This is a genomic window from Deinococcus sp. Marseille-Q6407, assembly GCF_946848805.1.
In the GTDB taxonomy this organism is placed as follows: Bacteria; Deinococcota; Deinococci; order Deinococcales; family Deinococcaceae; genus Deinococcus.
Window position 1 is genome coordinate 829,578 of record NZ_CAMPFU010000002.1, and the last position, 12,820, is coordinate 842,397.

12 protein-coding genes and 1 tRNA gene are annotated in these 12,820 nt (G+C 66.5%); 3 read left to right on the forward strand and 10 right to left on the reverse strand.

Annotated elements, in window-relative coordinates:
* Nucleotides 1-33 precede the first annotated feature (33 nt).
* From OCI36_RS06005 to nth, 8 genes are all read right to left on the reverse strand, one after another.
* Nucleotides 34-462, reverse strand: a complete 429-nt coding sequence (locus tag OCI36_RS06005) for a DUF805 domain-containing protein (protein WP_261664174.1) — start codon at nt 460-462, stop codon at nt 34-36.
* An 85-nt stretch (nt 463-547) separates the two neighbouring features.
* Entirely contained in the window at nt 548-1,558 is a 1,011-nt protein-coding gene (locus OCI36_RS06010; RefSeq protein ID WP_261664387.1) for an ABC transporter ATP-binding protein, read from the reverse strand.
* A gap of 185 nt (nt 1,559-1,743) precedes the next feature.
* Nucleotides 1,744-2,820: an ABC transporter ATP-binding protein gene (locus OCI36_RS06015; protein WP_261664175.1), complete on the reverse strand. Its 1,077-nt coding sequence runs from the start codon at nt 2,818-2,820 to the stop codon at nt 1,744-1,746.
* Between the two features lie 252 nt (nt 2,821-3,072).
* Complete coding sequence (gene secG, locus OCI36_RS06020) at nt 3,073-3,294, reverse strand: preprotein translocase subunit SecG (RefSeq protein WP_261664388.1); 222 nt, start codon at nt 3,292-3,294, stop codon at nt 3,073-3,075.
* Nucleotides 3,295-3,463: 169 nt separating this feature from the next.
* On the reverse strand, nt 3,464-6,517 hold the full coding sequence (locus tag OCI36_RS06025; RefSeq protein ID WP_261664176.1) for an adenosylcobalamin-dependent ribonucleoside-diphosphate reductase: 3,054 nt from the start codon (nt 6,515-6,517) through the stop codon (nt 3,464-3,466).
* Between the two features lie 159 nt (nt 6,518-6,676).
* Nucleotides 6,677-7,453, reverse strand: a complete 777-nt coding sequence (locus OCI36_RS06030; protein ID WP_261664177.1) for a zinc ribbon domain-containing protein — start codon at nt 7,451-7,453, stop codon at nt 6,677-6,679.
* A 91-nt stretch (nt 7,454-7,544) separates the two neighbouring features.
* Nucleotides 7,545-8,519 (reverse strand): MFS transporter, encoded by a 975-nt coding sequence (locus tag OCI36_RS06035; RefSeq protein WP_315941247.1) that lies wholly within the window; start codon nt 8,517-8,519, stop codon nt 7,545-7,547.
* A gap of 267 nt (nt 8,520-8,786) precedes the next feature.
* Nucleotides 8,787-9,467, reverse strand: a complete 681-nt coding sequence (gene nth, locus OCI36_RS06040; protein ID WP_261664178.1) for an endonuclease III — start codon at nt 9,465-9,467, stop codon at nt 8,787-8,789.
* Between the two features lie 117 nt (nt 9,468-9,584).
* Between nth and OCI36_RS06045 the strand changes: the two genes are divergently transcribed.
* Nucleotides 9,585-9,806, forward strand: coding sequence for a hypothetical protein (locus tag OCI36_RS06045; protein WP_261664179.1), 222 nt, complete (start codon nt 9,585-9,587; stop codon nt 9,804-9,806).
* A 46-nt stretch (nt 9,807-9,852) separates the two neighbouring features.
* Here OCI36_RS06045 and OCI36_RS06050 read toward each other — a convergent pair whose 3' ends face one another.
* The gene (locus OCI36_RS06050; protein ID WP_261664180.1) at nt 9,853-10,446 is read right to left on the reverse strand and encodes a universal stress protein; all 594 of its coding nucleotides are present in this window, start codon (nt 10,444-10,446) and stop codon (nt 9,853-9,855) included.
* Nucleotides 10,447-10,542: 96 nt separating this feature from the next.
* On the opposite strand from OCI36_RS06050, the gene OCI36_RS06055 reads away from it, so the two are divergent.
* Nucleotides 10,543-10,618, forward strand: a tRNA-Trp gene (locus tag OCI36_RS06055).
* Nucleotides 10,619-10,681: 63 nt separating this feature from the next.
* Here OCI36_RS06055 and OCI36_RS06060 read toward each other — a convergent pair.
* Nucleotides 10,682-11,074: an FtsB family cell division protein gene (locus OCI36_RS06060; protein WP_261664181.1), complete on the reverse strand. Its 393-nt coding sequence runs from the start codon at nt 11,072-11,074 to the stop codon at nt 10,682-10,684.
* Between the two features lie 119 nt (nt 11,075-11,193).
* Between OCI36_RS06060 and OCI36_RS06065 the strand changes: the two genes are divergently transcribed.
* Nucleotides 11,194-12,810, forward strand: coding sequence for a chloride channel protein (locus tag OCI36_RS06065; RefSeq protein ID WP_261664182.1), 1,617 nt, complete (start codon nt 11,194-11,196; stop codon nt 12,808-12,810).
* Nucleotides 12,811-12,820 lie beyond the last annotated feature (10 nt).

Below are 12,820 nucleotides of genomic sequence, written 5' to 3' on the forward strand. Positions count from 1 at the left end.
CTTCAGCCAGGCGTCAGCTTCAGCGCCGGGGCTTCAGCGCTCCAGCGGGGGCGGGCCCCAGCGGTTGGGCACCGGCTGTCCAGGGGCCACCGCCAGATAGAGGGTAAACAGCAGCTGAATCAGCACACCCAGCAGCGGAATAAAGGAAAGCACCAGCACAGCGATGTAGAGCCCTTCACCGCGCCCCATATCATGCAGCCGGCGTACGTTCACTGCCAGGGTGGGAGGAATCAATCCGAACAACACCAGCGTGAACAGTCCCAAGAAGACCTTCTGTGCAAGCGTAAGCGGAGCGTCTTCTGCGATAAAGTCTGGAAGCAGCAGGACGCCAATGCCAACCGACAAGAGCAGAAACAGCCAGGCCGACAGGGAAAAGACGATGTACTCGCGCCGCCCGCTTCTGGACGTGAAATTAAAGTAGCCGCTGGTCAGCGAGCGCTTCAGTAGAGCCAGAGGGTTCATGTTTCACCTCGCAGAAAGACAGAAAGGGGGCGGCCCCGGTCAGGTTCTCCCCTTCCGGAACCGCCCCCACAGCGTCAGGGCCGCTTTAGAGAATATCGTCGCGGATACAGGCCTTGAACTGGCCCGGCTTGACCTCACGCAGGGCCGGCAGCACCTCGGCACACTGCGGAATCGCGTAGCGGCAGCGGGTGCGGAATACGCAGCCACTCGGCGGGTTGATGGGGCTGGGGATATCGCCTTCCAGAATGATGCGCTGGCGCTTGATGGTGGGGTCCGGCACCGGCGCGGCCGACAGCAGCGCCTCGGTGTAGGGGTGCTGGGGGTCGTTGTTTAGCTGGTGGCTGGGGGCAATTTCCATGATCTTGCCCAGGTACATCACGATGATGCGGTCACAGATGTACTCCACCACCAGCAGGTCGTGCGCGATAAACAGCACGGTAAGGCCCAGTTCCTGCTGCAGATCCTGAAGCAGGTTGACCACCTGTGCCTGAATAGACACGTCCAGCGCCGAAACCGGCTCGTCGGCCACGATAAAGTCGGGGTCCACCGCCAGGGCGCGGGCAATCCCGATGCGCTGGCGCTGACCACCCGAGAACTCGTGTGGGTAGCGAACCATCTGCTCGGGGCGAATGCCCACGCGCTGCAGCAGTTCGGCAATGCGCGGCTTGCGCTCGGGGCCCTGGTGCAGCTTGTGGATATCCAGCGCCTCACCGATGATTTCCTCGACCGTCATGCGGGGGTCCAGGCTGGCAAAAGGATCCTGGAAGATGATCTGCATGTCGCGGCGCACCTCGCGCAGCGCACGCTTGTCCATCTTCACGACGTCTTTGCCCTTGAAGACGATGTCGCCGCCGGTCGGTTCGATCAGCCGCAGCAGGGTGCGGCCCACGGTGGTCTTGCCGGAACCCGACTCGCCCACCAGGCCCACCACTTCGCCGCGGTACAGGTCAAAGGTGACGCCGTCCACGGCCTTGACCGAACCCACGGTGCGCCCGAAAAAGCCGCCCTTGATCGGGAAGTGCTTTTGCAGGTCGCGCACACTCAGCAGCGCTTCGCCGGGCGTGCCCTCGTGGACGAAGGCCGGCACTTCGGCCATCACCGGCTCGCCGGTCTGCACCGAAGTCCCGATCATCACCGACTGCATGGCCCCAGCTGGCGCTGCGGGCGCCACCGAGGACGCAGGAGCAGCCATGTCGCCGCTCACGGTCACACTGCCTGCCGCACCGGGAATTACTTCGGTGACGGCTGCACTGGTCTGGGGCGCGTCGTTCTCCAGGCGAGTCACTGGGCCACCTCCTGGCTGTGCAGGGTGTGGTACTCCTCACCCTTTTCCTGCACCGCTTCAAATTCCTGCCAGCGGATGCAGCGGGCGCTGTGGCCGCCGCCGGTGTCTTCCAGCGCGGGTACGGCCTCACGGCAGGCGGGCAGTGCGAACTTGCAGCGCGGCTCAAAGGCACAACCGGGCGGCAGGTTCAGCGGGTTCACCACGTTGCCGGGAATCGCTTCCAGGCGCAGTTTCTTCTTGTTGGCCGCTTCCTCGGCGGTCAGCGGGCGGGGAATCGAGTTCAGCAGGCCCATGGTGTAGGGGTGGCGCGGAGCCTTGAAAATCTCGACCACATCGCCTTCTTCCACCACGCGGCCGCCGTACATCACCACCACGCGGTCGGCCATTTCTGCCACCACGCCCAGGTTGTGGGTGATGAACAGGATGGACATGCCGATTTCTTCTTGCAGCTTGCGCATCAGGTCCAGAATCTGCGCCTGAATGGTCACGTCAAGCGCAGTGGTGGGCTCGTCGGCGATGAGCAGCGCCGGGTTGCACGAGAGCGCCATGGCGATCATCACGCGCTGACGCATACCGCCGGACAGCTGGTGGGGATACTCGTCCACCCGCTTTTCGGGCGCCGGAATACCCACGAACTTCAGCATATCGATGGCAGCCTGCCGGGCTTCCTTGGCGTTCTTGTTCTGGTGCAGCATCACCGCTTCGGCAATCTGGTCGCCCACGGTATAGACCGGGTTCAGCGAGGTCATCGGCTCCTGGAAGATCATGGAGATCTCGTTGCCGCGAATGGTCCGCATCTCGGCCTCGGAGACCTTGGTCAGGTCCTTGACGGTGCCGCGGTCATTGAACAGAATCTCGCCGCCCGCAATCTCACCGGGAGGGGTGGGAATCAGGCGCATCACGCTGAGACTGGTCACGCTTTTTCCGGACCCCGACTCACCGACCACGGCCAGCGTTTCGCCCTTGTTCAGAGTAAAGGTCACGCCGTCCACGCTCTTGACGACACCTTCGTCCGTATTGAAATACGTCTTGAGGCCTTTTACGGCCAGCAGGACTTCGCCCTGTTGGGTCATTATTTTCCTCCAGTTCGGAACACGCCCGCCATCATACATGGTTTGTTCATTCCAGGTTCAGGCAACCGTTGCAGGCGCCGGCGCCTGTTAATGCAGCCGCCTGCATAAGTACAGACAGCCTGCCGGCAGCCAGAGGAGGCCGTGCAGCAGCGGGCGGGGAGAGTGTTCCACATTTCTAAAACTAAATTAACGCCCCCACCAGCCATGCGCTATGGTGGGGCCGAAAAGCAGCTGACCAACGTTTCAGAAACTTCAGGAAATGTAGTCAATTAGGAGGGCCAGCAGCATAAACAGGCCACCCAGGATGGCCGAGGTGCGGATCAGGCCGCCTTCGACCCCCTGGCCGCCAAACAGGTCACCGCCCGACGCCATGCTGGGCGAGAGACCCGCCTGCTTGGGCGTTTGCAGCAGCACAAAAAAGACGATGCCCACCGCAACGAGGGCGTAAATGATCAGGAAAACGGTCAGAATGATGTTCATGGCAGTACCTCAGGGGCCCAGTGGGCGGCTGCCGGGGCCTTAGCCCGGAGCCCACGCAGCGTTTGCCCTCAGCATAACAGGCGCAGATGAAAGGCAAAGGACAGAAGGGCGGGTTTTCTTCCTGCCCCCCTCCCCTCTGTCATTTTCTTTCAGGCCGGACTGCTCAGCCGCACTTGCTGTAGCCGCAGGCCTGGCACTTCATACAGCCTTCCTCACGGATCACGGCTTTTTCCTCGCACATCGGGCAGCGTTCGCGGTCCTGTTCCAGCCCGGCAGTGCTGATGCCGTGGCCCTCTTCAGGCTGACTGCTGGCGCTGCCGAGGCCGCTGGCGCCGCTGAGGCTGGGTGCGCCGGTAGCCGGGGCCGGGTCGGGGGCGGCAGCACGCGCCGCTGGCCGGCCGGTCCCGCCCGCCGCGTCCTTGCCGAAGGTTTCCAGCGCCACCGCGATCAGGTCGGCCTTGGAGCCCACCAGGCGCCCGTTGTAGGAGCCGAACAGGCCACCGTTGATGCCGCGCAGGGTCTTGACCAGGGCGCCGGCCGGCACACCGTACTGCAGGGCGATGCTGACCACCCGGCCCAGCGCTTCGGAGTCGGCGTTGGCCTCGTCGCCGGCGCGGCCGGAGGTGACCAGCACCTCGACCGGGTGACCGTCCATGCCGTTGACCGTCACCAGGAAAGAGCGGCGCTGCCCGGTGCCGGGGTCAGTCAGCTTGACCATATCGGTCACGCCGCTCAGGCGGGCCGGGCGGGGGAACACGGGCTTGCCGGCCGCCGGGGCAGCCGCCGTGGGCGTGGCCGGAGCGCCGCCCGCCGCCTCTTCTTCTGCCGCTGCAGTTTCCTCGGCAGCCTTGCTTTTGGAGGTGCTCAGCACCTGGAACTGCCGCGAACCGTCGCGGTACACGGTGATGCCCTTACAGCCGGTGCGGTAAGCCTCGGCGTAGGCGTCCTGCACATCCTGAACGGTGGCCGAGTTGGGCAGGTTGATGGTCTTGGAGAGGCTGTTGGCGGCGAACTGCCCGCCGTCATCAAAGGCCCGTTGCACGGTGCCCTGCATCCGCACATGGTCTACCGGGGAGATATCGTGGGCGCATACGAACACCTGCTGCAACGCCGCCGGAATAAAGCTGAGGCCCACCACACTGCCGTGGTTCTCGCTGACCGCTTCGGTCACCTTGTCCCAGTCCCACTCTCCGGCTTTCTCCATGCCGGCGGCGGGCGGGTAGCTGCCCAGCATCTCCACAAAGAGGGGGTGCAGCAGGGCGCGGTACTCGGCGCCGATCTTGCGCCAGATAAAAGGGCTGAACACCGGCTCGATGCCGCTGCTGACACCCATCAGCATGGAAGTGGTGCCGGTCGGGGCCACCGTCAGCACTGCCACGTTGCGGCGCGGCGGGTGGGGAATCTGTTCCTGATGCCGCGCAAAGACCGGGTACACGCCGCGCTCGGTGCCTAGGCGCTCACTTTCGGCCACCGCTTCCTCGCGCAGCGTACTCATGATCTGGTAGATGGTCTCGCGGCCCGCTTCGGAGTCGTAGCGCAGGCCCAGCTTGATCAGGGCGTCGGCCAGGCCCATCACGCCCAGGCCCAGGCGGCGCAGATCCTGGCTGGTCTCGCGGTTGTCGTCCAGCGCAAACACATTCACGTCCAGCACGTCATCCAAAAAGCGCACGCAGCTGCGGACATCGGCGCGGAAAGCCGCCTCGTCGAACTCGCTGCCCTTCACGTAGGCGGCCAGGTTGATGGCGCCCAGGTCGCAGGGTTCACCCACCGTGAGGGGAATCTCGCCGCAGGGGTTGGTGCTGCGAATCTCGTAGCGTTCGCCCAGATTCTTCAGGGCGCTGTATTCGTTGACCCGGTCGTTGAAAATCAGGCCCGGTTCGCCGGTGCTCCAGGCGTGCTGCGCGATCTGATCCCACAGCCACTGCGCTGGCACGCCGCCGCTGTACACCGGAATGGCCTGGGCGCCGTCGGCCGCCCGTGCCGGCAGCTGCGGCAACTCGCCGCTGTACTCGCCACTTTGGGGCACCGGGTAATACTTGCCGGGCACTTCCTGCGGGTCCAGCACCCAGAGGCCGCCCTGCTCCAGAGTGTCCCAGAAGTCGGTGCCGATCAGAATGGAGATGTTGAAGGTGCTGATATCGCCCTCGGCGCCCTCACGGTCGAGGTCCTTGGCGGTCAGGAAGTCCAGCACGTCGGGGTGCCCGATGGCGATGGTCGCCATGCCCGCGCCGCGCCGGGTGCCGCCCTGGCGCACTACCCGCAGCACCGGCGCGTACACGTAGCGCAGGGTGTTGACCGGGCCGCTCTGCTCGGCGCCGCGGTTGGCCCACTCCAGAAAGTTGTCGAAGATTTCCAGCAGGAAGCTGACCGGGCCGGAAGACGTGCCGCCGGAGCCTCTGATCGGGGCACCCTCGGGGCGCATCTCGCTGAGGTCCAGCCGGGGTTCCAGGCCCAGGCCGGCAGTTTCGGCCACCTGCCGGGCCGCTTCGATGATGCCGGCCATATCGTCGGGCACGCGCGGCACGCCGTCCGGCAGCGCGGGCACCACCTGCACGCCGTTGACGCGGGCCAGCCGGGTCAGCTCGGGGCTGAGGGCCTGCCCATACACCACCCGGGTCCAGTTGCGGACCGCCACCGGCTCCTTGTCGCCGTCGGGCTGGGTGGGGGGGCGCATCAGGCCCTGGACAAAGTCGTACACGTCGGGGTGCTCGGCGCTCATGTAAGCCCAGCCGCGCACGCCGCCGTCGGCCTGCCGCTCGCCGGAGCGGGGGCGGTACACGTCCAGGTTCACGCCATTGCCGCCGCCCACTTTGGTGACCAGGGCCAGCTTGGAAGCCACCTCCATCACCCCGGCAAACGAACTGGGGTCATGTTCGGTGGCGCCCTGCACGAAGCAGTTCAGCACGTTGCCATGCTGGGTGCCGGCACCAGCCAGCACGCGGCCACCGGGGCAAAAGCGTTTGGACGCCATCAGGTCGAAGAACCCTGCGGCCCAGCGTTCGCGCTCCGCTTCCGGCTCGGCAGCGGCCACCCAACCGGCGATGCGGCTGAACATGCCGCTCAGGTCGCCGTCATCCGGCTGAAGATACTGGCGGCGGGCGATGTGCTGAGCGTTGTCGTCAAAGTGCTGCGCCACCGACTGACGCTGCTGGTCGCTGACGTGCTGGGTGTGGGAGGTATCGGCCGGAGCCGGAACGGACGGTTCGGATGAGGTCATGTCAGAGGGTTCTCCAGAAAAGAAAGGACGCGGTAAGAGCCAGGGCCGGAGGGGAGGGAGGCCCCGGCTCTTACCGGAACGGATTGTCAATCAGTGCGCCAGAGGTACAGGCGTGCAAGCATTTGCTGAACGCGGCGCGGGCAGACCAGAGCCAGAGCTTCAGGCGTCTGCGCGGGTCAGCAGGAAACGGCCGCAAGAGGGGCACTTGACCGGCGGCACCCGGCCAGCCGACACCCGCTGCTGCACGTTGACCGGCAGGCTCACGTTGCAGGCCGAGCAGCGGCCTGACACCAGCGTGGCGATGCCCAGACCGCCCTTGGAGCGGCGGATGGTCTCGTACTCGCGGGCGGTGCGGGGGTCCACCTGGCCCAGCAGGGCTTTGCGGCGTTCGCGCATGTCTTCACCCGAAGCGCGCAGGTCGGCAATGCGCTGCTCGTCGGCCTCTTCCAGCTCGCCCAGGCGGGGGCGCAGGGCGCGGTGCTGCTCACGCAGGGCCTTGGATTCGGCCAGCAGGCTGCTTTCGCGCTCGCGCAGCGGGGCCAGGTCCTCTTCCATCTCCTCGGCGCGCTCGGACAGCTGCTGCAGCCGGCTGCCGTACTGTGCCTGCGCGCGGGCATCGAACGCGTTCTTCTCCTGCTCGGCGCGGGTGCGGTCCATCTGCTCATGGGTGGTCTTCAGGTCCAGGTCCAGGCGGCGGGTCTGGGCTTCTATGCGTTCCAGCACCATTTCGGTGTCTTCCAGGCGGTTGTTCAGGTCGTCCATCTCGCGGCGCAGCCCGGTCAGTTCCTCGGGCAGTTCGGCCTCGCGGGCACTCAGTCCGTCGAGTTGCAGGTCCAGGTCCTGAACTTCGAACAGCGTGGCTATCCGGTCACCTGGAGCGGCAGACGAAGTGGCTTGACTGGCACCTTTTTCGGTGGGGCGGGCAGCATCGGTCATGTTCTCAGTCTAGTGCATTCTCCCGGACAGAAAAGAATTCTCCGTCCTGGACACTGGTTCTGGCCAGCGCCGGCCCCTCTCCCCTGCCTGCTCAGTCCTCTGCGCCCAGCCGGCGCAGCTCGCCGCGTTGGTCAGGCAGGTACACACCCAGATAGATGGCCAGGGTGTTGCCCAGGTACATCAGGAGCGTAAAAGCAAACAGGATGTTGAAGTTGGTGGCGAAATCGAACCAGCCGGCGGCCCGCAGCGCCCCCGAGGCGAGGCTGGCCAGCGCCCAGCTGCCGCTCCAGAGAATGGTGTTGGTGGCCGAGTACATCGGCCGGTCGGCCTCGTTCAGCACCGACATCGCGTACGACGAATACACCGGCCCGGTGGCGTTCATCAGGGCCCCGCGCATAAACAGCGCCAGCGTGACCATCCACAGATAAGGCGCAAAGCCCAGCAGCACCAGAAACGGCAGACTGGAGGCCTGCACCGCCAGCACCGCTCCCAGCTGCCCCAGCCGCCGCACCAGCCAGGGCTGAATCAGGACCGTGGCGGCCGTAGCCAGGCTGGTCCAGGCAAAGAGAGTACCCAGGCTGGAATAGCTGATGCCAAAGCGGCCCTCGATATACACGTTCAGAAAAGGAATGGTCGCGCCGGCCCCCAGACCCACAAAAACGGTGGGCAGCACCAGCCGGAACATGGTGGGCTTGTCCTGAATGCTCAGGGCGCCGCGGCGGCCCGGCTGCGCCGGCTTGACGCTGGGGCGCAGGCCCAGGGTGGGCAGGGTGCCCAGCAGCTGCAACGCCGCCGCCACCAGCATGGCGGTGCGCAGGGCACCCAAACTGCCGGGGTCAGCGCCAGTCCAGCCGGCGTAGAGGCCCGGCAACTGCCCACCCAGCATGTTGCCCACGAAGCCGGCCCCCACCATCAGGGCACTCTGGATGGTGAAGAGGCCCACCCGGGTCCGCTCGTCGGAGTTGTTGGCCATGAAAGGGGCGCCCGACACCGCCAGCGCCGCGCTGCCCATGCCCTGCAGCAGGGCGCCGGCCATCGCCAGCAGTGCGCCGGGGGGCCAGCGCAATCAGGCCCAGACCCAGCACGCTGAGCACCGCACCCAACTGAATGACCCGCGCGTTACTGAGCCGCCGGGCCAGCACCACCAGCGGCAGACTGACGGCAGCCAGGGTCAGGGCCGGCAGCGCGTTGATGATGCCCTGCCACTGCGGCCCCAAGCCCAGTTCGCGCAGATAGAAATTCAGAAACAGCGCCACAAACGCCTGCGACAACCCAAACGAGAAGCTGGCCGCCAGAAACAGCCAGATCTGGGAAGAGTAACGGGAGCGGGCCATCAGCGTGGCTCGACGCCGATCCGGGGGCAGAATTCGGCCAGAGCACACTGCCCACACAGCGGGCGGCGGGCCAGACAGACCCGGCGGCCATGCAAAATCAGGGCGTGGTGCAGGAAAATCCAGTCCTCTTCGGGAAAGAGCCGCATCAGGTCGGCCTCGACCCGATTGGGGTCGGTCTGCGCGCTGAGACCCAGGCGGCGCGAGAGCCGGCCCACATGGGTATCCACCGCAATGGCAGGCCGACCGTAAGCGTTGCTGAGCACCACATTGGCGGTCTTGCGGCCCGCGCCGGCCAGCGCCACCACCGCGTCAAAGTCGTTGGGCACCTCGCCACCGTGGCGCTCCATCAGCTGCCGGGCCAGGGTGGCCAGGTTCTTCGCCTTGGCCCGGTACAGCCCGATGCTGCGGATATACGGTTCGATGTCTTCCGGCTCGGCCAGACTCATGGCCGCTGCGTCTGGGTAGGCCGCAAACAGCGCCGGAGTAGCCGCGTTCACGCTTACGTCGGTGGCCTGGGCACTCAGCACGGTCGCCACCAGCAGCTCGAACGGGTCACGGAATTGCAGCTCGGTGCGGGCGTCCGGGTACAGGCGGCGCAGGGCCGCCAGCACCAGCGGGGCGCGTTTGGTGGCCCCCCCGGGCAGGCGGGCGGCAGGTCGGCGGCGGCTTGGGGAAGTCACGCCCTTCAGGCTACACCGGCCGGGCGGCCAACCGACTTCGCCTCGTGACCCGGTGCTGGAAAGTGCCACAAACGCCTGGCCGGGAACCCCGGAAGCGCCGGGCACGTACTGAGGGGTATGAGATTCCTGTCCATCCTGCTGGGTTTTCTGGGGCTTCTGGGTCTGATGGCCGGCTTGCTGCCGCTGCTCGGCTGGCTCAACTGGTTCCTGGTGTTGCCCCCGGCGCTGCTCGGACTGCTGCTGGGTGTGCTGGCCCGCGACCGGGGCGCGGTGACATTCAACGTCGTGGTGATCGGGCTGGCGGCGCTGCGGCTGACACTGGGCGGCGGCCTGCTCTGAACAGATCGGACCGGGGCCTGGGCAGTCTGACCGCGTCTGCCCAGGCTCACCAGTTCACCACCGGCTGATCCCCCTTGATCAGCAACACCGGCACCCGGGCTTTTTTCATGATTTCCTCGGCCACGCTGCCCAGCAGGGCGCGGCGCAGGCCGCTGCGGCCGTGGGTGGACATCACGATCATTTTGGCCTCTTCCTGCTCGCGCACCCGCACCACAATGCGCTGAATGCTCTTACCCAAGCGCGGCTCGAAACGCAGTCTGGCGTCCGGATACCGCTCGCTCAGCAGCGCCGTCAGCCGCTCCTGATGCCGGCGCAGGTCGGCCGGAGTGATCCGGTCACGGCTGTATTCGTCTATCGGGCCGCTGGGGTCGCGCTGCACATACAGAATCACCAGCTCGGCCCCCAGCGCCCGGCTCAGCGACTGGGCATGTTCCAGGGCGCGGTTGCCCAGTTCACTGCCGTCGGTGGTGGCCAGAATGCGGTTGCGGGTCGCGGCGATGGTCGCGGCAGATGCGTCGGTAGGGTGCAGATGGGTCGGGTCGTCACGGGCAGGATCACTCTCCTCGGGAAACAGGTAGGACGGGGCGGCACGCCAGAAAAATATTGGAACCTTGCTCTCTATCCTAACTACTTCCAGCACCTGTTCCAGTGCCTGCGCCCCGGCCCCTCCCCTTGCACGCCGCCGGTGAGGCTGCTAAACTGTTTCAGCTTCCAGGGCACGATGCCTGGAGAACATGGGTTCTTAGCTCAGTTGGTAGAGCGGCGGTCTCCAAAACCGTAGGTCGAGGGTTCAAGTCCTTCAGGGCCCGCCAAAAGGTGCCACTTCGCTTAGCGCGAGGTGGCATTTTTGTGTTACGTCGCCTGTGCAGACAAATTCAGGGCAGGCGGTACTCGTCGCAGTTGCTGCCCACCTTGGCCGGCGCATTCTGCACCACCAAGACTTTTTCGTCGCGGCCCACATAACCCCAGCAGCGAGCCTGCTGCTCCAGATACTCGGGGTTGTTCAGCTGTGCCTTGGCATCGTTCAGAATCTGAATTTCCTGGCGCAGATGGGCGTTTTCGGCCTGGGTCTGCCGGGTTTCCTGTTCCCAGGTCACTGAGCGGTAGATGCCGTTACCCATATGAAACAGCATCTGCACGCTGCCCAGTCCGCACAGCAGGCACAGTGCCATCGGCATCAGCGGAATGCGGCCCAGCCGGACCCACAGCCGGTTGGGCCGGCGGCGACGGCGGACAGAGGAAGAAGAAGGCGGCACAGCGGAACTCATTGTCGGGCCGCAGCATAGCAAGTTCGCTGCGGGCGTGCCGGCGTGTGCGCTACTCGCCGTCAATGTGCCTACGGGGCCTCCTATCCGGATCTCATGCCCGCATGGCTTAGCATAAGGGAATGCATCCGCCCACCCTTCCCACCCTGCCCCAGTTCAGCCAACAGAAGCTGCTGCGCCGCTGGCAGAGCGGGCGGCCGGTGCTGCTCAGCCTGGCTGGCGGCCTGCTGACCGGGCTGCTGGCCGCCGCGCTGCGGCTGGGGCTGGAAGTCCTGAGCCGCGCTGCAGCGTCTATCACCGGCTACGCGCCGCCCGGCGCTCCCGGCGAGGGTGGCCTGATGATGAGCTTTGGCACGCCTCAGCACCTAGGCTTGCTGCTGCTGCCGGCCCTGGGCGCCCTGTATGTCTGGCTGATGCCCCGCGACGGCGAGCCACTCAATCAGGTGGTGCGCATTGGCCTGGGCAAGCGCAGTGACGCTGAGCAGCGCTGGGCGCTGGACAGCGAAATCCAGTCGCTCAGCGCCACTGCGCTGGGGTCAGCCGGAGGCCTACTGGTGGGGCGCGACGCTGCCTTTGCCGCCCTGGGCCGGCTGGGTACCCGCTTGCTGGGCCTGATGACCCGGCTGAGCGCCAGTGAGAACCGCACCCTGGTGCTGGCCGGGACCGCTGCCGGCCTGGGCGCCGTGCTGCACGCACCGCTGGCCGCCGCTGTCCTGGTGGCCGAGGTGCTGTACCGCCGCCTCGAATTCGAGTACGAGGTGCTGATGTCGTGCGTGCTTTCTGCTGTCACGGCCTACGCAGTGTATGGGCTGTTTTTCGGTTTCCAGCCGCTGTTTATGACCCCGCAGCTGGACGGCCTGGGCCTGGCCGACCTGCCGCTGGGCCTGGCAGTAACGCTGGCGGCCGTTGCAGCAGCCTGGCTGGCGCTGCGCGTCACGGCGCGCCTCCCCCGGCTACGCGGCGTGCTGGCGCGGGTACTGGCCGGCGCCGCTTTCGGTGCCCTGACCGCCGGGCTGGTGCTGCTGGTGGGCCCACAGGTGCTGGGCGGTGGCAGCGGCTGGATGGGCCTGGGCCTCAGCGGCCTGCTGGATGGCAGTAGTGCCCTGCAAACGGCCGGCTGGCGCTGGCTGCTGCTGACCCTGGGTGCCGCGCTGGCTTTCGGCGCCGGCGTACTGCCCAGCGCGGCTCTGGGCGGGCTGCTAGGCACCGGCCTGAGCGGCTTACTGGGCGGTGACCCGGCCTTCGGGACCCTGCTGGGCGCGGCCGCTTTTCTCACCGTGACTCACAACGTGCCGGTGGCCGCCACCCTGCTGGCGGTGGCCTGGGGCGGCGAAGCCATGCTGCCCGCCGCGCTGCTGGCCACCGGCCTGGCGCATGTGCTGAGCGGCAGCCAGGGCCTGCTGCCCGCGCAGGTGGCTTCCCGCTCCAAACGCTCCGAGGAAGCCGACGCCGCCGCAGTGGTTCTGGCCGAAGCCAGCCGGCGCAGCGCAGCGGCGCAGCCGGGCAGCGGCGAGCAGCAACTCTACCGCCGCCCGGTGCCGGCCTCCTGGGGCGGGGTCGCCATCGGGCAACTGGCCCTGCCGCCCAGCGTGGAAGTGGCCGGCGTGGTGCGCGACGGCGAAATCATCCTGCCGCGCCGCAGCCTGCGCCTTCTGCGTGAAGACGAGGTGATGCTGCTGGCCCGCCCCGACGCCTACGCCGCGCTGGAAGCCCTATTGGAGCTGCCGGAACTGAAGTAAGCAAATACAA